The sequence below is a fragment of the Bacillus sp. FSL R5-0416 genome (assembly GCF_037975425.1).
GTDB lineage: Bacteria > Bacillota > Bacilli > Bacillales > Bacillaceae > Bacillus > Bacillus subtilis.
This window is the reverse complement of record NZ_CP150252.1, coordinates 3,040,313-3,060,621: the sequence shown is the minus strand read 5'-3', so window position 1 is coordinate 3,060,621 and position 20,309 is coordinate 3,040,313. Positions and strand designations below refer to the sequence as shown.

Below are 20,309 nucleotides of genomic sequence, written 5' to 3'. Positions count from 1 at the left end.
GGTGAGGATATTGAAGAACATCGTCTTTTGCGGATTGAGCAGCAGAGCATTCAGTATGTTTATCAAACCGCTGTTGGAGCGGTTTTCAACTCATTATGAGATTACGGGATTGCTGGATGCCGATCCGAAACGTTTTGCCGTTTGCAAAAAGAAATTTCCCGAGCTGGCCCACGTGCCCGAGTTTAGCGAAGATGCTTTTGACGAGATGATGCGCGTGTCAAAGCCTGATATCGTCATTGTGGCAGGCAGGGACGATACGCATGTCACATATATTGTGAAAAGCCTTCAGTGGGATACAGATGTAATTACTGAAAAACCAATGGTGACAACAGTGCAGGATGCGAATCGGGTGCTTGAAGCGGAGGCCAAAAGCGAAGGAAAAGTCATCGTCGCGTTTAACTATCGCTACAGCCCGTTTCATCGGAAAATAAAAGAAATGATTCTGGACGGAAAAATAGGCAGGGTCACCTCCGTTGATTTAAATTGGTATATTGATACGTATCATGGCGCCAGCTATTTTAAACGCTGGAACAGGTCGAGACAGTTTTCCGGCGGTCTTTCTGTCCATAAATCAACACATCACTTCGATCTCGTTAATTGGTGGCTCGGGCAAAATCCGGAAGAGGTATTTGCTTATGGCGCCTTGAATTACTATGGGCCGGACAGTGAGTGGAACCCCTTGCCGGAAGAAGACGGGCGTTTTTGCGGGACGTGCCGTGTTAAAGAAAAATGCCACTACTATTCAAGGTGGCATCCCCGTTCCTCTAAAGCTTCTATAAAAGATGATCATCTCGAAGCAGGAGACCAGTCTAGCTTATATACTGCATACAGGCCTGACGCGTGTATTTTTGACGAGGAAATTGACATCGAGGATACGTACGTAGCGGCAGTCAAATATGATGGCGGCGCACTGTTAAGCTACTCGATTGTTTTTTCGGCCCCGTATGAAGGCTACCGGCTGACGATCAACGGCACAAAAGGGCGTATTGAATCAAATGAATTTCACGAACCTTCCAGAATTCCGTTTGCTTTTCCTGAGCAGACAATCGAATACTATCCGCTTTTTGAATCAAAGCAGACGATACAAGTAGTCAAAAATGAAGGGGGGCATGGCGGAGGTGATCCGCTTTTGCTTGAGGATCTTTTTTTAGGAAAAGACCCGCTGCGCCGCTATGATATTTTAGCCGGGGCTGAAGCTGGAGCCTACTCCATCGCGGTTGGTGAGGGAATGTGGCGCTCGGTTGCCGAAAAGAAGCCGATCGGCATGAAAGAGCTTTTTCAGATGCAGAATGTATAATGCAAAAAAAGGAGGGGGCGCCATGGAACATGATGGCTCACTGGGACGGATGCTGCGTTTTTGCGAATGGATCATGAGATTTGCGTATACAAACTTGCTGTGGCTGTTTTTTACGTTGCTCGGTCTCGGTGTGTTTGGCATTATGCCCGCGACCGCGGCTTTATTTGCTGTCATGCGGAAGTGGATCCAGGGGCAGGACAACGTTCCGGTGCTCAAAACGTTTTGGCAGGAATACAAGGGTGAATTTTTTCGTTCGAATCTGCTCGGCGCTGTTCTGGCGCTCATCGGAGTGATCATTTATATTGATTTGGTTTTCATTTATCCAAGTCATTTCCTTCTGCACATCCTGCGCTTCGCCATTATGATATTTGGCTTTTTGTTCGTATCCATGCTTTTTTATGTGTTTCCGCTGCTTGTCCATTTTGACTGGAAAAAACGTCTGTATGTGAAATTTTCGCTCTTGCTCAGTGTGGCGTATTTGCAATATACGCTTGCTATGCTTGCGCTGACTGTTGCTCTCTTTTTCTTGCTTGCGTACCTGCCGGGCATTGTCCCTTTTTTCAGCGTCAGCCTTATCAGCTACTGTCATATGCGCATTGTTTATGCCGTGCTGCTGAAAGTGGAGCAGCACGGCGGCGAGCCACAGAGGAAATCCCATATACGGAAAGCTTTTTATCCGGAAACGAGATAATCATCATTTCTCTATCATAACGCTGTTCCAAACGGAATAGATTGATAGAGAAAGGAGAGCGGATAAAATGCTGAAGGTAGCGGTATTTGATGAAGAGCATGAAAAAGACTTACAGACGGAAATCAATTCATTTTTAAAAGGGATATCGGAGGAGCAGCTGATTGATATCAAATATACGGTTTCGGCCGCGTGCGACCCAGACGGCGAGCAGCTTTACTGTTTTTCCGCCCTTATCTTATATCGCAAATAAAAAGATCTTTCCGCAGGCGCGGAAAGATCTTTTTTGTTAATATGCTTTTTTCACTCTTGGACTTCTCGGTTTATCGAGTTTCTCCGCTTTTTTGATCTCTCTTCTTTCTTTTGAGAGCGATTGATAGAGAGAGGCAATCATCAGCAGGATAACGATAGAAAACGGCAGCGCTGCCAGAATCGCTGTGTTCTGCAAAGCGGCAAGCCCTCCGGAATATAGGAGCACAGCCGCCATGGCGGACTGAATGATGCCCCAGCTGAGTTTCACAGAATTCGCCGGATTTAAAGAACCGTACGACGTCTGCATGCCCAGCACGAATGTAGCTGAATCTGCAGACGTGATAAAAAATACTGCGATCAGAATCAATGCAAGGATCGATGTCACCATTGTCAGCGGATAGTGATCAAGTGTTCCGAACAGCATCGTTTCAGTGGACAGCTTTGCTACATTGAACGCGCCTTTTTGCTGGAGATCCATGGCTGATACGCCGAAAATGGAGAACCATAGAAATGTCAAAATACAAGGTGTCACCAAGACGCCGATTAAAAATTCGCGGATCGTCCGGCCTCTGGATACACGGGCGATGAAAATGCCGACAAATGGAGACCAGGAAATCCACCATGCCCAATAGAAAATCGTCCAGCTATTAATCCATTCGCGTTTTTCAGGATCATTCGGTGTCAGTCTGAAGCTCATTTGAACAATATTTTGAATGTATTGTCCGATAGAATCTGTAAATGAGTTCATTATCAGCACTGTAGGACCGACAACGAGCATAAACAACATTAACAATCCGGCCAATACCATGTTTGTGTTGCTTAAATACTTAATTCCTTTTCCGAGTCCGCTCCACGCAGAAAGTAAAAAGAGCACTGTCACAATAATGATTAAAACCAATTGGACGATAAACGCATTCGGAATGCCGAACAGGTAATTCAAACCGCCGTTAATTTGGGTTGCGCCAAGACCAAGACTTGTTGACACCCCGACAACAGTGGCGAAAACTGCAATACAGTCAATGGCCTTTCCGATCGGTCCGTTTACTTTATCCCCGAGAATCGGTGACAGTGTGCTGCTGATTAATCCGGGCGCGCCTTTGCGGAATTGGAAATAGGCAATGCATAATGCCACAATGGCATAAATGGCCCAAGCGTGCAAACCCCAGTGGAAAAACGTATAGCGGAGTGCATCTCTGAAGGCTTGGGGGGTTTCTGTTTCACCTGATGGAGAGCTAATTGCGTAATGGCTGATCGGTTCAGCCGCACCGTAGAATACTAAGCCGATTCCCATGCCTGCGCTGAACAGCATGGCAAACCATGATAATAACCCGAATTCCGGTTTTTCATCAGGCTTTCCGAGTTTGATTTTTCCGATCGGGCTGAAAATCAAAAAGAGACAAAACCCGACAAACAAAGAGACAACTAAAAGATAATACCAACCAAATGAATCGGTAATAAATGCTTGTGCCGATTGAGACACATTTTGCAGGCTGTCAGGAGAAATAACACCCCATAATACAGCTGCAGCTGTGATTGCAATCACAATCCAAAATACACTAGATATATGTTTCAACATTTCTCACCCTCTAATTTTTTGTGTACGCCTATATCTTGCTCGCAGGCTTAGTATGGTCGTACGATGGCAGCTCATTCCTCTCTTAAAATTACCCCGCAATCAGGTGAAACAAAACAAGTCTCACCCTAACATGAATGCGGGGAATGTTCAAATGTGAGTTTGGAGGCAAGAGATTTAAAGAGTAATGATTAAGAACGGGCGTATTGCCCGGCATTTAGCCCTGCAAGCCTGCCTGTGACAAGGGCGGAGGTAATATTGTATCCGCCTGTGTAGCCATGGATATCCAGAATTTCACCGCAAAAATAAAGCCCCTCCATTTTTTTAGAAGCCATCTTTTTCGGGTCAATTTCTTTTACAGATACCCCGCCTCCCGTGACAAATGCCTTATCAAGCGACAGTGTGCCATTTGCGAGGACAGTAAACTGCTTGCAGTCCCTTACAAATTGTCTGAAAGGATCCTTCGGCAGCTCAGAAAACGATACGTTCGGAGAGATGCCGTTTTTTTCGAGCAGGAATAGAAGATAGCGCTCCTGCATCCAAGGCTTCAGCACGTTTTTAATGGTTTTTTTCGGTGCTTCCTTCAGTTCTTTATACATCTTTTGGAAAAGCGTTTCTTCATTGATATCCGGATACAAGTCGATTCTGATCGGCACTTGAGGCTGTTTTTTCAGCTCTTTTACGACAAATTGGCTGCATCTGAGAATGGCAGGTCCTGAGAGGCCGAAATGGGTAAACAGCATGTCCATTTTATGTGTGATAATCGGTTTGCCTTTTTTATTTAACACACTGACGGCTACATCTCTTAGTGATAAGCCCTGAAGTGTTTTTTGCTTAATGAACGGTTCGCCAGAAGTGACGGGAACCTCTGTCGGAAACAGCTCTGTTATGGTATGGCCCGCGGCTTCAGCCCATTCATAGCCGTCTCCCGTGCTTCCGGTATGAGGCACGCTTTTACCGCCTACAGCGATAATGACTGCCTGGCTATGGATCATTTCGCCATTATTCGTCACAATCCCTGCTGCCTGTCCATCTTCATATATAACAGATTTAATTTTCTCGTTCGTTCTGATTGTTACGCGGAGCTGCTTCAGCCTGTTTAACAGCGCGTCAACGACACTTTGGGCTTTGTCGGTCACAGGAAACATCCGGCCGTGATCCTCTTCCTTCAATTGAATGCCGAGGTTTTCAAAAAACTTGATAATGTCCTCATTATTAAATTCAGAAAACGCGCTGTATAAAAAACGCCCGTTGCCGGGGATGTGCTTGATAATTTCTTCCACAGGAAGGCGGTTCGTCACATTACAGCGGCCGCCCCCGGAAATCGCGAGTTTCCGTCCTAATTTATTTCCTTTATCTATCAGCAACACGCCAGCGCCCTGTTCTCCTGCTGCAATCGCAGCCATCAAGCCTGAAGGGCCTCCGCCGATTACGATTACGTCATATTGTTTCATCTTTATCATCAACTTTCTTTTCATTTCGTGTGCGGACACCCCGTCCGCAGTACTATTATAGCGAAAGAAAGCCGCTCCTTAAACGTCTTTTGCCGCGGACATGAATGTTCACAAGATTGCTTTTGTATTTATTACCGTCTAAATGCCCAGTTGTGGTAAAATAGAAAAGTTGAATCTTCGTAGAAAATGGTGATGAAGAAACATGTCAAGCAAACTGTTAAGAGGCACGTTTGTATTAACGCTCGGTACATATATATCGCGGATTCTGGGGATGGTCTATTTAATTCCCTTCAGCATTATGGTCGGGGCGACAGGCGGTGCATTATTTCAATACGGATACAACCAATACACTTTATTTTTGAATATTGCTACGATGGGCTTTCCGGCCGCTGTTTCTAAATTTGTTTCCAAATATAATTCAAAAGGGGATTATGAGACAAGCAGGAAAATGCTCAAGGCGGGCATGTCGGTTATGCTCGTCACAGGAATGATAGCCTTTTTCATTCTGTATCTATCGGCTCCGATGTTTGCGGAAATATCGCTGGGAGGCAAGGATAATAACGGCTTGACAATTGATCATGTCGTTTATGTCATCCGCATGGTCAGCTTAGCGCTTTTGGTCGTACCGATTATGAGCCTTGTCCGCGGATTCTTTCAAGGGCACCAAATGATGGGTCCGACAGCTGTTTCCCAAGTCGTTGAACAGATTGTCCGCATCATCTTTCTATTGAGTGCGACATTCTTGATTTTGAAGGTTTTCAACGGCGGCCTTGTCATCGCTGTGGGCTATGCAACCTTCGCAGCGCTGATCGGTGCCTTCGGAGGGCTGGTCGTGCTTTATATTTATTGGAACAAACGGAAGGGCAGCCTGCTGGCGATGATGCCGAATACGGGTCCGACAGCAAACCTAAGCTACAAGAAAATGTTTTTCGAGCTGTTCAGCTATGCTGCTCCGTACGTTTTTGTCGGACTAGCCATCCCTTTGTATAACTATATTGATACAAATACGTTTAACAAAGCGATGATTGAAGCCGGTCATCAAGCCATCAGCCAGGACATGCTTGCGATTCTAACCCTGTATGTTCAGAAGCTCGTGATGATCCCGGTTTCCCTAGCAACTGCTTTCGGACTGACATTAATTCCAACGATTACTGAATCGTTTACAAGCGGAAACTATAAGCTGTTAAATCAGCAGATTAATCAAACGATGCAGACGATCCTGTTTTTAATTATTCCGGCTGTTGTCGGGATCTCTCTATTGTCAGGACCGACGTATACGTTCTTTTACGGGTCAGAGAGCCTTCACCCTGAACTGGGAGCAAACATTTTGCTATGGTATTCGCCAGTCGCGATTTTGTTCTCTTTGTTTACAGTCAACGCAGCCATTCTGCAGGGCATCAATAAGCAAAAATTTGCGGTTGTCAGCCTTGTGATCGGTGTCGTGATCAAGCTTGTGCTGAATGTTCCGCTGATCAAGCTGATGCAGGCTGACGGAGCGATTTTAGCGACGGCGCTTGGATATATCGCTTCACTTTTATATGGGTTTATCATGATTAAGCGCCATGCAGGCTATTCGTATAAGATACTAGTTAAACGAACTGTTTTGATGCTTGTCTTATCAGCCATTATGGGTATTGCCGTGAAAATCGTGCAGTGGGTATTAGGCTTCTTTATTTCCTATCAGGATGGCCAGCTGCAAGCTGCGATTGTTGTGGTGATCGCGGCCGCTGTTGGCGGAGCTGTCTACCTGTATTGCGGCTACCGATTAGGATTTTTACAGAAAATTTTAGGCCGCCGTTTGCCAGGTTTCTTAAGGAAAGGCAGACATGCAGGCTGATGAACTAGATATGATGAAACTGAGGGCTCGCATGCTGCGGGCTTTCTTTTATAAAGGAGAGATTGGGAATGAGACTTGATAAGCTGCTTGCCAACAGCGGGTATGGTTCCAGAAAAGAAGTCAAAGCCGTTGTAAAGGCTGGAGCCGTGATGATCGACGGCAAACCTGCCAAAGATGTAAAGGCGCACGTTGATCCTGATACGCAGGAGGTGACCGTATACGGGGAACCGGTTGATTATCGAGAGTTCATTTATCTTATGATGAATAAACCGCAGGGCGTGCTGTCGGCGACTGAGGACAGCCGGCAGCAAACAGTGGTCGATCTGCTGACGCCGGAGGAGATGAGATTTGAGCCATTTCCAGCCGGCAGGCTTGATAAAGATACAGAGGGCTTTTTGCTGCTCACAAATGATGGCCAGCTCGCACATCGGCTCCTTTCTCCTAAAAAGCATGTTCCAAAAACATATGAAGTCCATTTAAAATCACAGATTTCTAGGGAAGACATCTCCGATTTGGAAACGGGTGTCTACATAGAGGGCGGCTATAAAACAAAGCCGGCAAGAGCGGAAATCAAAACAAACAACAGTGGCAATACCGTGATATACCTGACAATTACAGAAGGAAAATACCATCAGGTCAAGCAAATGGCAAAGGCAGTCGGCAATGAAGTGGTTTATCTGAAGCGGCTTTCGATGGGACGCGTTTCCCTAGATCCCGCTCTGGCACCCGGAGAATACCGTGAGCTGACAGAGGAAGAGCTTCATTTGCTCAATGAGCCGCAAGCATGACAAAAACCCCGCATATCGAATGCGGGGTTTTATTTATAAGCACACAAAAACAAGGCTCAGCAGTTTCTGCGCCCTATTATCTATCGGGCCGCTCTCAGGCGGCCCTATGTAATTTTTCAATTTATGAGGTAATCTTTACTTTCTTTCTCGTTGTCTCCCACTTGCCACGGCTTGGACTATGAACAAGATCATTATATGCCAACACATTTAAGTCTCTTTGAATCGTTCTAGGTGTAATGCCGAATTCGTCAACCAGTTCCTGTGTTGTCACAAGACCTTTTTCTTGGATAAACATGTAAACTGATTTGATTCGAGTTAGCATACGGTTTGTTGAAGGTTTCAAAAAACCACTCCCTATCATAAGATCGGATGGACTTGACTAACCACAACTCACGACTATCAACTGCGTACGAAATAGCAACAAAGGCAGACATCTGTAATTGTTAAAATAATTCGCCCTCATTATACACGATATTGCAGTGATGAATCTAGGGATAACTCCTATTAATTTTTTCCAATTCGCGTTGGGCAGCCATCCTTGTTGGATTACTATGTATTTCGGCTCAATATTATTATGGTTAAAGAAACTTTTTTTATTCTGTTTCGTAGTAAATTTTGGAGGTGGGTGAGTTTTGACAAATTTGCTTGAAGCTTCAATAGAACAGGCCGGGTATACAAGCCGAAAAAAAGTGCTCACCGATGTTTTTCTGGAAGTCAGAAAAGGGGAACTAGTTGGACTGATCGGAGCTAACGGCGCCGGAAAAAGCACCGCAATCAAGGCGATACTCGGCCTTTCAGAAGATTTTAAAGGGCATCTTGCCTGGAACGACTGTTCATTTGCATATATTCCGGAGCATCCGTCCTTTTACGAAGAACTGACGCTGTGGGAGCATTTGGATCTGATCAGCACACTCCACGGCATTGAAGAGAGAGAATTTGCGCATCGGGCCCAAAGCCTGCTGCAGACGTTTTCGCTTGATCATGTCAAACATGAGCTGCCTGTCACCTTTTCGAAGGGCATGCAGCAAAAACTAATGCTTATCCAGGCCTTTCTCTCTAAGCCGGATATGTATGTGATTGATGAACCGTTTATCGGCCTTGATCCGATATCGACGAAACGCTTTGTGGACATGCTTAAGGCTGAAAAAGAACGTGGAGCCGGAATTCTTATGTGCACGCATGTACTCGATACCGCGGAAAAAATCTGTGACCGGTTTTATATGATTGAGAAAGGTTCATTATTTCTCCAAGGCACGTTAAAAGATATTCAGGACAAGACCGGATTAGAGGGGCAGTCATTGCTTGACTGTTTTTATAAGGCAGTTCAAGGTGATCGGCCATGAACGGGCGTACGCTCTTTTTTCGAAGGCTGTTTGACTATTACAAGTATCAGTTTAAAGTGTTGCATGCGGTCATTGACTGGACAGTCGCTCTCTATATTGTTTTGCCGGCGATTGCTTTTGTCATCTATCAGTATATTGATTTGATGAATGGAAGAGGCCTTCTTTATGAGTGGTCTGAAGTGGCGGAGTGGAGATGGCTGTACGCTGTGTGTGGGCTGATCATGTTTACAGGCTCGATTCGTACATTTTTAATGGAAGCGGACAAAGTGTTTTTGCTGCAAAAGAAAGAAATCATCTATCAGCTCAAACGGTACGCGCTTTTGTATTCTTTTCTCGTCACGATGGCTAAATGGCTGCTTCTCTTTTTCATTGTCCTTCCCTTGATCAGTCATTCTGTTCACATCACATTCGCAGAAAGCACTGCTCTATTGTGTTATTTGTTTGGCCTTCATATATTCTTTTTATCCTTAAAGCAAGACAGGATCAGAAAGCCGCGCTCTATTTCGAGATGGATTGGTGATATCCTTGTCAGAGCTATATTTTTTGCTGGTTCTGCTATCCTGATTGTTTTGACTCAGTGGCACTTGCTTACGCTTTTTGGCCTTTTATTTTTGCTTTTCTCAGTTATCCGCAGTTTGAAAAAGACGGCTTCGTTCACGGCTTTTGAAGCTGAGGTGACTGAAGAGAAAAAAAGCAGGCTTGCCCTTGCAGGACTTGTGATGATGATGAGTCAGGAGGCGGGAATGCCAAAAGTAAAAGACAGGATGAGAAGAAAACCGTTATTATACCGAAATTCAAAAAGGATATTTAAAAGACGAACGATCTGCACAGGCTATAAGGAATTGTTTTTTAAAGTCATGCTGAGGAATGGCGAGTATGCGAGGCAGATGTACATGCTATTGTCAGCTTTCACCGTTCTCATATTTGTTTCCCCAATTTGGCTGAAGGTGATTGCGCTGCTGGTATATACAGGGGTTTGCCGTTATATCCTGACGCTTATTTTTGACAAGGTCATGGATGCCCCTTTTTTAATTGGCACCGATAAGGAAAGTGATGAATATTATTGGGCCAGAAAAAACTGTATCAACATCCTGCACTATGCGTTTGCCGCCTGTTGTTTTTTAGCGGCCGCTGTCTCTTTATTGTTTACATAAAAAACCCAAACGACGACGTTTGGGTTTTTTGGTCTATGTTATAAAATAAACAGCTGGATGAAAAACAGAATGGCGAAAACGATGACGAGCGGATGAATCTCTCTCCATTTTCCCCGCGCCACTTTTACTATTGGGTACGAAATAAAGCCAAGCGCGATTCCTGTAGAAATGCTGGATGTCAAAGGCATGGCCAGAATGACGAGAAACGCTGGAAATGCCTCGTCCATCTCTTTCCAGTTCATATTGGAAACCGAGCCCATCATCAAGCTGCCGACGATAATCAAAGCAGGCGAGGTGATGGCGGCTATACCGGACAAGGCGCTGACAAGCGGACTGAAAAACATTGAAGCGGCAAACATCACAGCCACAGTCAAAGCCGTAAGCCCCGTTCTTCCCCCGGCTGCGACACCGGCGGAAGATTCGATAAATGCGGTTGTCGGACTTGTGCCGAAAACAGCTCCTACTGTCGTCGCTGTTGAATCAGCAAGCAGCGCTTTTCGCACGTTAGGCAGCTTGTTGTTTTTCATCAGCCCGGCTTGCTCGGCAACTCCGATCATCGTGCCTGTCGTATCAAAAATGGTGACTAATAGAAAAGAAAAGACGACAGCGTACAGGCCGTGATGAATGACATCGCCAAAAGCGGTAAATGGATTTGAGATCATCAATCCTTCCGGCAAATGAGGAAGCGACATAAATCCCTTTGGAAAATGGAGCTGACCGGTGAAAAAGGCGATCAAAGCGGTAGCTGCCATTCCGATAAATAAAGCGCCGCTTACATTCAGCACCATCAGGACCACGCTGATCAAAAGGCCAACCAGCGTTAAGATAACACCAGGTGAATGCAGATTGCCGAGAGTGACCAGGTTTGACTCATCAGCTGCCACAATGCCCGCTTGACGCAAACCGATAAAAGCAATAAACAGCCCGATCCCAGTTGTGATCCCGTATTTTAAATTGTTTGGAATCGCTTCTATAAGTTGTTTTCTTAAAGGCGTTAACGATAGAATAATGAAGAGAACCCCTGCTGTAAATACTGCGCTGAAAGCTGTTGCGTACGTGATGCCGCCATCGCTTGCGCTTACGACATGAAAGGCTAAATAAGCGTTCAAGCCCATGCCGGGCGCAATAGCAATCGGATAATTTGCTGCCAGGGCCATCCACAGCGTTCCGACAATGGAGGCAATAATCGTTGCGGTGAACACCTGGTCGAAAGGAACCCCGGCGTTAGCCAGAATGACCGGATTGACCACGACGATATAGACCATTGTGAAAAAGGTCGTCAGCCCTGCTATGATTTCTTGCTTTATGGATGTTTGCTGCTCTTTTAGATGAAACATAGTATCCTCCAATTACGAACGTTTTAACAAAACACCATTAATATTATTCGTTTTATTTGGTTTTTGCAAGTCATTTCTTGCGGAAAGGGGATCATTATGAACTGGGAAGTTGAAGTGATCAGAAAAAAAGAGGATTTAATTCGTGATACGCAGGAATTTTTGAGAATCAATAGTGTCATGGACGAAACAACCGCCGGACCCGGTAAACCGTTTGGAGAAGGGGTAAACGCCAGCCTGACTTCATTGCTGGAGCTTGGAGAAAAAGAAGGCTTTACAACAAAAAATCTTGACGGCTTCGCAGGTCATATTGAATGGGGGGAGGGCGATGACATTATCGGCGTACTTTGCCATGTTGACGTCGTGCCGCCGGGAGATGGGTGGACGAGTGATCCATTTTTAGCTGAAATCCGCAACGGACGGATTTATGCAAGGGGCGCCATTGATGACAAAGGCCCGACAATGGCGGCATTCTACGCGCTGAAAATCGTGAAAGACATGAATCTGCCCCTGTCCAAGCGAGTCAGAATGATTATCGGAACAGATGAAGAAAGTGATTGGAGATGCGTAGAGCATTATTTCAAGCATGAAGAAATGCCAACAATGGGCTTTGCGCCTGACGCCGATTTTCCGATCATTAATGCGGAAAAAGGGATCATCGATGCTTCTTTACTTATTCCACACCGTCCAAATCAAGCAGAACCAAAGGCAGTGCTTGTCTCGTTTCAATCAGGCCTTCGTTTGAACATGGTGCCTGATGCTGCGGAAGCTGTCATTGAAGGGCCGAAAAATGAAGAGATTCTGTCTTCATTTAAAGACATGCTCCGCACGACGGACCAAAAAGGGGAAGCTGCAATAGAGAACGGACAGCTCATTTTGCGTATGTACGGTCTTTCCTGCCATGCGATGGAACCGAACAATGGGATCAATGCCGGTATTTTATTGTGCGAATTTCTCCAGCAGACTGAGCTTGACGATGCAGGAAAGCGGTTTGTGCAAGTTGTGACAGATAAGTTCTCAGGTGATACAAGAGGAAAAAAACTGGACATCGACTGTGAGGATGAAATCAGCGGTGAGCTGACATTAAATGTCGGAACACTGCGCTATAAAGAAGGGCAAGGAGGCGAGCTCGGGATCAATATCCGCTATCCTGTGACAGCTGAAAGCAAAGTGATCCGCGATGCATTCGAAAGCGCATCTGAATTTGAGCTGGGAGAATTCAAAGACAGCAAGCCGCATCACGTGTCCGCAGATCATCCGTTAGTCAAAACCCTGCAAAAGGTTTATGAAGGCCAGCTGGGTAAAAAAGCTGACTTAATCTCAATCGGCGGGGGGACATATGCGAGATCCTTAAAAGCCGGTGTCGCGTTCGGCCCGCTGTTCCCCGGACGTCCTGACAGCGCACACCAAAAGGATGAATATATCGAAATTGATGACCTGCTGAGATCGACAGCGTTATATGCTCAGGCCATTTACGAGCTTGCAAAATAAAAGGACCGGCTTCTGCTGAAGCCAGTCCTTTTTTTAAATAAATGACCATAAATCAGTTGATAAGTACCGTTCTCCTGTATCAGCTGTCATGCAGACCACAACTTTGTCAGGAGAGAGGCGTTTCGCTGTTTCGATTGCCGCGAAGCAGGCAGCGCCTGATGAAGGACCGACAAGAATTCCTTCTTCAGCAGCAAGCCGTCTTGTCGTCGTATACGCGTCTTCATCAGAGATTTTGATAATTTCATCATAAACGTCTTCATTTAAAATCGGCGGTATAAAGCCTGGGCTCGTTCCTACAAGTTTATGCGCGCCAGGTTTTCCGCCGGATAATACAGGCGAACCCGCTGGCTCAACAACATGAACCGTGATATCCGGAAAAAGCTCTTTGAGCGCCTCACCTGTTCCGGTAATGGTTCCGCCCGTTCCAGAGGAGGCGACAAAAGCGCCGAGCGGTTTTCCGATTTCCTCTATTGCCCGGGCGATTTCAGGCGCTGTTGTTTTCCGGTGCGCATCAGGATTAGCAGTGTTATCGAACTGCATTGGAATATAGCTGTTCGGAATTTGTTCGGCAAGCTCCTTCGCTTTTTTGATGCTGCCCGGCATTCTTTCCTCTCCGGGAGTTAATACAACCTCTGCACCGTAAGCTTTAAGCAGGTTGATCCGTTCCTTCGTCATCGTATCAGGCATAACTAAAATTGCTTTATATCCGCGTGCTGCCGCATTCATGGCGAGCCCGATTCCGGTATTTCCGCTTGTCGGCTCTATAATAACTGATCCCGGCTTGAGTAAACCGTTTTGTTCAGCTTCTATGATCATTTGATAAGCGGCTCTGTCTTTCACACTGCCGCTCGGATTGAAAAATTCAAGCTTTAAATAGACTTGTGCCGCATTTTCCGGCTGAAGCCGATTCAATCTCACTAGCGGTGTATCTCCTATCAGATCAGCTGTGTTTGCAACGATTTTCAACATTGTCATTCCTTTCTGAATAAAACAAGTGTCATATAATATCCTAACATAATAAACGTTTGTGCGAGAGTGTTTTCATACACTGTTCCTCTATCCGCACAGCCTCTTTATTGATAAAATAATAGCTGTCAAAGAAGGGAGTGTCAGACGGATGCCAGATATACGGCCTCATTATTTCATCGGTGTTCCCATACCTGAGGGAATTGCAAATCCGATCTACCAGGCTGCGAAAAACGAACCGGTATTGACGTTTCAAAAATGGGTGCACCCGCTTGACTATCATATCACGTTAATTTTTCTCGGAGCGGCGGATGAGACACAAATAAAGAAGCTTGAAGTTTCGCTAGCAGAGATTGCTTCAGAAATTGACCCATTTTCAATTGAGTTTGACAAGATAGATGTATTCGGCGACCGCAGAAGGCCGCGCGTTTTACATCTGGAGCCAAAGAAAAACAAAACGCTTGATAGACTGCGGGAACATACGAAGCAGGCTGTACTTCAGGCCGGCTTTCAAGTGGAAAAAAGACCGTATCATCCTCATATGACGCTGGCAAGAAAATGGACAGGCGAAGAAGGATTTCCAGCTCATGTTCCGTTTGAAAGCGGCGAAGTTTCGATGATGGCTGAACGATTTTCGCTCTTTCAAATACACTTGAACCAATCACCAAAATACAAGGAAATATTCAAATTTCAATTATCTTAATTCATTGCGGAGTGGAGAAACAAACATGGCACAAATCATCAAAATTCATGATTATATATCAAGATATGAGCTTGATCCGTACCATTATATCAACCAGTTTGTACGTCTGAAAAAAGAGCGCTGGCTTTCACTAGTAGAAGCAGCGGAGCGACAGCATGAAGAAAGGCAAGCCAGTGCTGAAGAACCGGAACCGGTGCAGAAACGAAAAAAATTTTCATTGAAGAGAAGAAAAGAAGAGATAAAAGCCGATATACAAGAAGAGAGACACCAATGGTTTGAGGACGAAGAAGATATTCATGTAAGGCTCCCGAAGAGCAGGGTGGCGCTTGCTTCTTTTTATAAAAGACATTTATATGATTTTCAGCTCAAATGGGCAAGCTCTACTCTTTCAGAAATATCTCAACTCTCAAACCAGGTGAAGCAGGACCGCATTTTGCGTTATCTGACCCAGCAGCTGCCTGATTCTTATTTTATTATGTATAAGCCTGTGCTGAAAATTCAGCAGGCGGCGGTTGAATTAAGCATTGTGATTATTTCTCCTCTGGAAATTTATTGCGTTTCTTTTTTAGAGGCTGAGGAAGACAGTGTCTACATAGGGTCTAAAAATCGTTTTTGGGACAAGAAAACAGCCTCTCAGACTGCATCAGTGTTAAATCCAGGGCTTAGCCTGTTTCGTACGGACTCGGTTGTGTCAAAGATCGTAAAGGAAAAACAGGCTGAGATTCCGGTTCGAAAATTGCTTCTGAGCAGAACGTCGTACATCGATTACCCGGAGCCGCCATACGGCTTAGAAATAGCGGATAAGCGGAGCGCGGAAGAATGGATTGAGCGGCAGAAGAAAAACACTGCTCCGATCAAACATCATCAGGTAAAGGCTGCAAAGGCTCTATTGTCTTACTGCATGTCTGACTCCTATCGCAGACAGGAGTGGCTGGAGTAAAAGAGAACGATTTGAGCGGTTTTCTCATAACATAAGCAGGTGAGAAAGATGAGCCATTGGTTTTTTATTATTAATCCGACAGCAGGACATCGAAACGGCCTGCGTGTTTGGAAGTCCATTCAAAAAGAATTGATCAAACGAAAGGTTGAGCACCGTTCATTTTTAACTGAACATCCGGGACACGCCGAGGTGCTCGCCAGACAGATTTCAACGATACAGGAATATAAGCTGAAGCGCCTGATCGTCATTGGCGGAGACGGAACCATGCATGAAGTTGTCAACGGGCTGAAAGATGTTGACGATATTGAGCTGAGCTTTGTGCCGGCGGGCGCATATAATGATTTTTCGCGAGGATTCTCTATTAAAAAAATCGATCTGATACAGGAAATCAAGAAGGTAAAGCGCCCGTTAACAAGAACCTTTCATTTAGGGAGCGTCAATTTCCTTCAGGATAAATCACAGATTCTTTATTTTATGAATCATATCGGGATCGGGTTTGACGCATATGTCAATAAAAAGGCGATGGAATTTCCGTTGAGACGGGTTTTTCTTTTTCTCCGCCTTCGATTTCTGGTGTATCCGCTTTCTCATTTGCACGCTTCGGCAACCTTTAAGCCGTTTACGTTAGCTTGTACGACGGAAGACGAGACGCGCGAATTTCATGATGTCTGGTTTGCCGTTGTATCCAACCATCCGTTTTACGGGGGAGGCATGAAGGCGGCGCCCCTAGCAAATCCGCGCGAGAAGACATTTGATATCGTAATCGTTGAAAACCAGCCGTTTTTGAAAAAATATTGGCTTTTATGTTTCATGGCATTTGGAAAACATACAAAGATGGATGGCGTTACGATGTTTAAAGCGAAGGACATTACATTTTACACGAAGGACAAAATCCCGTTCCATGCTGACGGAGAAATCATGGGCACTACCCCGTTTCGTCTGGCTTCTAGTCCTTCACCCCTAAGGATCAAAACATAAACGTGTTTGAAGGAGAGAGCTTCCGATGGTCAGCATCCGCCGCAGCTTCGAAGCGTATGTCGATGACATGAATATCATTACTGTTCTGATTCCTGCTGAACAAAAGGAAATCATGACACCGCCGTTTCGGCTTGAGACAGAAACAACAGTTTTTCCTCTGGCTGTCAGGGAGGAATACTCCCTTGAAGCAAAATACAAGTACGTCTGCGTATCCGACCATCCTGTGACATTTGGAAAAATCCATTGCGTCAGAGCATCCAGCGGCCACAAAACGGATCTCCAAATTGGCGCGGTCATCCGGACGTCTGCGTTTGATGACGAATTTTATTATGACGGAGAGCTGGGCGCCGTTTATACCGCGGATCATACCGTATTTAAAGTATGGGCGCCTGCTGCAACCTCAGCTGCTGTCAAGCTTTCATACCCCAATAAAAGCGGGCGCACATTCCAAATGACTCGGTTGGAAAAAGGCGTCTATGCCGTTACGGTCACAGGTGACCTTCACGGATATGAGTATTTGTTTTGCATCTGCAACAATTCAGAATGGATGGAAACAGTTGACCCGTATGCCAAGGCTGTGACTGTAAATGGAGAGAAGGGCGTCGTCTTGCGCCCGGATCAAATGAAATGGACTGCTCCTCTTAAACCATTCTCACACCCTGTGGATGCCGTCATCTATGAGACGCATCTTCGCGACTTCTCCATCCATGAAAACAGCGGCATGATAAACAAGGGAAAATACTTAGCATTAACGGAAACTGATACACAAACCGCAAATGGCAGTTCTTCGGGACTGGCGTATGTAAAAGAGCTTGGTGTTACACATGTGGAGCTTCTGCCGGTGAATGATTTTGCCGGAGTTGATGAAGAGAAGCCGCTTGATGCATACAATTGGGGATATAACCCGCTTCATTTCTTTGCCCCGGAGGGAAGCTATGCCTCAAACCCTCATGATCCTCAAACGAGAAAAACAGAGCTGAAACAAATGATCAATACCCTGCATCAGCACGGTCTGCGAGTCATTCTGGATGTTGTTTTTAACCATGTGTATAAGAGGGAGAATTCCCCCTTTGAAAAGACAGTGCCCGGTTATTTTTTCCGGCACGACGAATGTGGGATGCCGTCAAACGGCACCGGCGTTGGCAATGATATTGCATCAGAAAGAAGGATGGCAAGAAAATTCATTGCGGATTGCGTGGTCTATTGGCTTGAAGAATACAATGCTGACGGCTTCCGATTTGATCTCCTCGGCATTTTAGATATTGACACCGTGCTTTATATGAAAGAGAAAGCAACTAAGGCAAAGCCCGGAATCCTGCTTTTTGGAGAAGGGTGGGATCTGGCTACACCGCTGCCGCATGAACAGAAAGCTGCTTTGGCGAACGCGCCAAGAATGCCGGGCATCGGCTTTTTTAATGATATGTTTCGTGACGCTGTAAAAGGGAACACCTTTCACCTTATGGCAGCAGGGTTTGCGCTTGGCGGCAGTGAATCAGCACAAGCTGTGATGCATGGAATTGCCGGGTCTTCCGGATGGAAGGCATTAGCACCGATTGTTCCGGAACCAAGCCAGTCCATCAATTATGTCGAATCACACGACAATCACACCTTTTGGGATAAAATGAGCTTCGCGCTTCCTCAAGAAAATGACAGCCGAAAGCGAAGCAGACAAAGGCTTGCAGCCGCGATTATTTTGCTTGCCCAAGGGGTGCCGTTTATTCACAGCGGCCAGGAATTTTTCCGGACGAAGCAGGGAGTGGAAAACAGCTATCAATCCAGTGACAGCATCAACCAGCTCGACTGGGATCGCCGTGAAACATTCAAAGAAGATGTTCACTATATCCGCAGGCTGATCTCGCTGAGAAAAGCGCATCCTGCATTCCGTCTTAGGTCCGCTGCAGACATCCGGCGCCATCTTGAATGCTTGACGCTAAAAGAACACCTTATCGCATACAGGCTTTATGATCTTGACGAGGTTGACGAATGGAAAGATATCATTGTTATCCATCACGCGAGTCCTGACTCCGTCGAGTGGAGGCTGCCAAACGACATACCTTATCGGCTTTTATGTGATCCATCAGGATTTCAGAAAGACCCGGCAGAAATCAAGAAAACGGTTGCAGTAAACGGCATCGGAACAGTTATCTTATATTTAGCATCAGATCTTAAGAGTTTTGCTTGACGAAGTTTGTGCTATAGCGCTAAAATTTAAAGGACGGCTATTGATTAGCATATGAGACTCTCAATAGCTGTCTTTTTTATTTTTATACGATTCGTACGAAAAAGGCATTCGCTGGATAGACTAGAAACGATTAGCCTTAATTCTAAAATATTTTAAGAAATGATGGGTTGAACATTGATATGAACTGGTTGGGACAATTACTAGGTAGCGATTGGGAGATCTTCCCCGCCGGAGGAGCTACAGGAGATGCATATTATGCGAAACATAACGGGCAGCAGCTTTTTTTAAAACGTAATAGCTCACCTTTTTTAGCTGTTTTATCCGCCGAAGGCATTGTTCCGAAGCTGGTTTGGACAAAACGGATGGAAAATGGGGACGTCATTACGGCCCAGCACTGGATGACCGGCAGAGAGCTGAAGCCTAAAGACATGAGCGGACGGCCCGTTGCTGAATTGCTTCGTAAAATACACACATCAAAAGCCTTGCTGGACATGCTGAAGAGACTTGGAAAAGAACCGCTGAACCCGGGGGCTCTTTTGTCTCAGCTGAAGCAGGCTGTATTTGCTGTGCAGCAATCTTCGCCGCTGATTCAAGAAGGGATCAAGTATTTGGAAGAACACCTGCATGAAGTGCATTTCGGTGAGAAAGTCGTTTGCCATTGTGATGTCAATCATAATAACTGGCTATTGTCTGAAGACAACCAGCTGTATTTAATTGACTGGGACGGCGCCATGATCGCTGATCCGGCGATGGACCTCGGGCCTTTGCTGTACCACTACGTCGAAAAGCCAGCTTGGGAGAGCTGGCTGAGCATGTACGGCATAGAGCTGACAGAAAGCCTTCGGTTGCGAATGGCTTGGTATGTGTTATCTGAAACAATTACTTTCATTGCCTGGCATAAAGCAAAAGGCAATGATAAGGAATTTCATGATGCAATGGAAGAGCTGCATATCCTCATGAAACGAATTGTTGATTAATCAGGAATACGAATCCATTTGCTCTACCCATTGAGACAGGCTGTTCTGATGCTCTTGTATGTGTGAGTCGATGGATTTGGACGATATTCCTGATTGGCTGTAGCGGTAAACATCTTCAAGCACGTTTTTGAAATTTGAATCAAGCTCGGTGTTTGCCATCAGTGATTTAATCACACGCTCAAGCTGCTCGTACTCTGCGACTGTTCCGCAGCAGTCCAATTGATGGTCAGTCAATATATCCTTCAATAAATGAACTTGATGCTCATAATGTAAACCCATAACGGTACACATCCCTTCAGTATCATACGGGTTAAATTGTTCAAAACAGAGCGTTTTTATACATGTGAAAGGA

The 20,309-nt window shown here is 45.4% G+C and carries 19 protein-coding genes; 13 read left to right on the top strand and 6 right to left on the bottom strand.

Translation table 11 applies throughout. From position 1 onward, the window contains the following. Nucleotides 1-10: 10 nt before the first annotated feature. The 3 genes from NYE20_RS16355 (at nt 11) to NYE20_RS16345 (ending at nt 2,238) form a co-directional block, all read left to right on the top strand. Nucleotides 11-1,297: a Gfo/Idh/MocA family oxidoreductase gene (locus NYE20_RS16355; protein ID WP_161621741.1), complete on the top strand. Its 1,287-nt coding sequence runs from the start codon at nt 11-13 to the stop codon at nt 1,295-1,297. Nucleotides 1,298-1,319: 22 nt separating this feature from the next. Next, on the top strand, nt 1,320-1,988 hold the full coding sequence (locus NYE20_RS16350; RefSeq protein WP_161621740.1) for a YesL family protein: 669 nt from the start codon (nt 1,320-1,322) through the stop codon (nt 1,986-1,988). Nucleotides 1,989-2,055: 67 nt separating this feature from the next. Continuing rightward, entirely contained in the window at nt 2,056-2,238 is a 183-nt protein-coding gene (locus NYE20_RS16345) for a sporulation protein Cse60 (RefSeq protein ID WP_003223398.1), read from the top strand. Between the two features lie 36 nt (nt 2,239-2,274). Here the strand turns inward: NYE20_RS16345 and opuD are convergent, their stop codons facing one another. Then, nucleotides 2,275-3,813: a glycine betaine transporter OpuD gene (opuD, locus tag NYE20_RS16340; protein WP_003229220.1), complete on the bottom strand. Its 1,539-nt coding sequence runs from the start codon at nt 3,811-3,813 to the stop codon at nt 2,275-2,277. A gap of 188 nt (nt 3,814-4,001) precedes the next feature. Further along, nucleotides 4,002-5,264, bottom strand: coding sequence for an NAD(P)/FAD-dependent oxidoreductase (locus NYE20_RS16335; RefSeq protein ID WP_072173641.1), 1,263 nt, complete (start codon nt 5,262-5,264; stop codon nt 4,002-4,004). A gap of 202 nt (nt 5,265-5,466) precedes the next feature. Here NYE20_RS16335 and murJ point away from each other — a divergent pair, with 202 nt between their 5' ends. Then, complete coding sequence (murJ, locus tag NYE20_RS16330; RefSeq protein ID WP_014480588.1) at nt 5,467-7,101, top strand: lipid II flippase MurJ; 1,635 nt, start codon at nt 5,467-5,469, stop codon at nt 7,099-7,101. A gap of 68 nt (nt 7,102-7,169) precedes the next feature. Continuing rightward, nucleotides 7,170-7,889, top strand: coding sequence for a pseudouridine synthase (locus NYE20_RS16325; protein WP_101502192.1), 720 nt, complete (start codon nt 7,170-7,172; stop codon nt 7,887-7,889). A 121-nt stretch (nt 7,890-8,010) separates the two neighbouring features. On the opposite strand, the gene NYE20_RS16320 is transcribed toward NYE20_RS16325, so the two are convergent. Then, nucleotides 8,011-8,232, bottom strand: a complete 222-nt coding sequence (locus NYE20_RS16320) for a DeoR family transcriptional regulator (protein WP_003152337.1) — start codon at nt 8,230-8,232, stop codon at nt 8,011-8,013. A gap of 289 nt (nt 8,233-8,521) precedes the next feature. Here NYE20_RS16320 and NYE20_RS16315 point away from each other — a divergent pair, with 289 nt between their 5' ends. Together NYE20_RS16315 and NYE20_RS16310 are read left to right on the top strand one after the other, a co-directional pair. Next, on the top strand, nt 8,522-9,232 hold the full coding sequence (locus tag NYE20_RS16315) for an ABC transporter ATP-binding protein (RefSeq protein WP_161621739.1): 711 nt from the start codon (nt 8,522-8,524) through the stop codon (nt 9,230-9,232). Beyond that, nucleotides 9,229-10,386, top strand: a complete 1,158-nt coding sequence (locus tag NYE20_RS16310; RefSeq protein WP_161621738.1) for an ABC transporter permease — start codon at nt 9,229-9,231, stop codon at nt 10,384-10,386. The genes NYE20_RS16315 and NYE20_RS16310 overlap by 4 nt, the downstream gene beginning before the upstream one ends. 38 nt (nt 10,387-10,424) lie before the next feature. On the opposite strand, the gene pbuO is transcribed toward NYE20_RS16310, so the two are convergent. Further along, on the bottom strand, nt 10,425-11,723 hold the full coding sequence (pbuO, locus tag NYE20_RS16305) for a hypoxanthine/guanine permease PbuO (protein WP_161621737.1): 1,299 nt from the start codon (nt 11,721-11,723) through the stop codon (nt 10,425-10,427). Between the two features lie 96 nt (nt 11,724-11,819). Between pbuO and pepV the strand changes: the two genes are divergently transcribed. Continuing rightward, the gene (gene pepV, locus NYE20_RS16300; RefSeq protein WP_161621736.1) at nt 11,820-13,211 is read left to right on the top strand and encodes a dipeptidase PepV; all 1,392 of its coding nucleotides are present in this window, start codon (nt 11,820-11,822) and stop codon (nt 13,209-13,211) included. 33 nt (nt 13,212-13,244) lie between these two features. On the opposite strand, the gene cysK is transcribed toward pepV, so the two are convergent. Continuing rightward, the gene (gene cysK, locus NYE20_RS16295) at nt 13,245-14,180 is read right to left on the bottom strand and encodes a cysteine synthase A (protein WP_003229237.1); all 936 of its coding nucleotides are present in this window, start codon (nt 14,178-14,180) and stop codon (nt 13,245-13,247) included. Nucleotides 14,181-14,328: 148 nt separating this feature from the next. Between cysK and thpR the strand changes: the two genes are divergently transcribed. The 5 genes from thpR (at nt 14,329) to NYE20_RS16270 (ending at nt 19,957) form a co-directional block, all read left to right on the top strand. Further along, nucleotides 14,329-14,880, top strand: a complete 552-nt coding sequence (thpR, locus tag NYE20_RS16290) for an RNA 2',3'-cyclic phosphodiesterase (RefSeq protein WP_049141016.1) — start codon at nt 14,329-14,331, stop codon at nt 14,878-14,880. A 25-nt stretch (nt 14,881-14,905) separates the two neighbouring features. Beyond that, nucleotides 14,906-15,820, top strand: coding sequence for a hypothetical protein (locus tag NYE20_RS16285; protein ID WP_003229241.1), 915 nt, complete (start codon nt 14,906-14,908; stop codon nt 15,818-15,820). Between the two features lie 48 nt (nt 15,821-15,868). Then, nucleotides 15,869-16,798: a YegS/Rv2252/BmrU family lipid kinase gene (locus tag NYE20_RS16280; RefSeq protein ID WP_161621735.1), complete on the top strand. Its 930-nt coding sequence runs from the start codon at nt 15,869-15,871 to the stop codon at nt 16,796-16,798. Between the two features lie 25 nt (nt 16,799-16,823). After that, nucleotides 16,824-18,980, top strand: coding sequence for a type I pullulanase (pulA, locus tag NYE20_RS16275; RefSeq protein ID WP_161621734.1), 2,157 nt, complete (start codon nt 16,824-16,826; stop codon nt 18,978-18,980). 179 nt (nt 18,981-19,159) lie between these two features. Beyond that, nucleotides 19,160-19,957 (top strand): phosphotransferase family protein, encoded by a 798-nt coding sequence (locus NYE20_RS16270; protein ID WP_009967993.1) that lies wholly within the window; start codon nt 19,160-19,162, stop codon nt 19,955-19,957. On the opposite strand, the gene NYE20_RS16265 is transcribed toward NYE20_RS16270, so the two are convergent. Next, on the bottom strand, nt 19,958-20,236 hold the full coding sequence (locus tag NYE20_RS16265; protein WP_003237926.1) for a YtzH-like family protein: 279 nt from the start codon (nt 20,234-20,236) through the stop codon (nt 19,958-19,960). Between the last annotated feature and the right edge of the window lie 73 nt (nt 20,237-20,309).

Excerpts from the sequence above, each read along its gene's own strand:
- NYE20_RS16310 (WP_161621738.1), top strand. The coding sequence starts at position 9,229 with ATGAACGGGCGTACGCTCTTTTTTCGAAGGCTGTTTGACTATTACAAG.
- NYE20_RS16345 (WP_003223398.1), top strand. The coding sequence starts at position 2,056 with ATGCTGAAGGTAGCGGTATTTGATGAAGAGCATGAAAAAGACTTACAG.
- pbuO (WP_161621737.1), bottom strand. The coding sequence starts at position 11,723 with ATGTTTCATCTAAAAGAGCAGCAAACATCCATAAAGCAAGAAATCATA.
- murJ (WP_014480588.1), top strand. The coding sequence starts at position 5,467 with ATGTCAAGCAAACTGTTAAGAGGCACGTTTGTATTAACGCTCGGTACA.
- NYE20_RS16325 (WP_101502192.1), top strand. The coding sequence starts at position 7,170 with ATGAGACTTGATAAGCTGCTTGCCAACAGCGGGTATGGTTCCAGAAAA.
- NYE20_RS16285 (WP_003229241.1), top strand. The coding sequence starts at position 14,906 with ATGGCACAAATCATCAAAATTCATGATTATATATCAAGATATGAGCTT.
- NYE20_RS16350 (WP_161621740.1), top strand. The coding sequence starts at position 1,320 with ATGGAACATGATGGCTCACTGGGACGGATGCTGCGTTTTTGCGAATGG.
- pepV (WP_161621736.1), top strand. The coding sequence starts at position 11,820 with ATGAACTGGGAAGTTGAAGTGATCAGAAAAAAAGAGGATTTAATTCGT.
- pulA (WP_161621734.1), top strand. The coding sequence starts at position 16,824 with ATGGTCAGCATCCGCCGCAGCTTCGAAGCGTATGTCGATGACATGAAT.
- NYE20_RS16280 (WP_161621735.1), top strand. The coding sequence starts at position 15,869 with ATGAGCCATTGGTTTTTTATTATTAATCCGACAGCAGGACATCGAAAC.
- NYE20_RS16270 (WP_009967993.1), top strand. The coding sequence starts at position 19,160 with ATGAACTGGTTGGGACAATTACTAGGTAGCGATTGGGAGATCTTCCCC.
- opuD (WP_003229220.1), bottom strand. The coding sequence starts at position 3,813 with ATGTTGAAACATATATCTAGTGTATTTTGGATTGTGATTGCAATCACA.
- thpR (WP_049141016.1), top strand. The coding sequence starts at position 14,329 with ATGCCAGATATACGGCCTCATTATTTCATCGGTGTTCCCATACCTGAG.
- cysK (WP_003229237.1), bottom strand. The coding sequence starts at position 14,180 with ATGTTGAAAATCGTTGCAAACACAGCTGATCTGATAGGAGATACACCG.
- NYE20_RS16335 (WP_072173641.1), bottom strand. The coding sequence starts at position 5,264 with ATGAAACAATATGACGTAATCGTAATCGGCGGAGGCCCTTCAGGCTTG.
- NYE20_RS16265 (WP_003237926.1), bottom strand. The coding sequence starts at position 20,236 with ATGGGTTTACATTATGAGCATCAAGTTCATTTATTGAAGGATATATTG.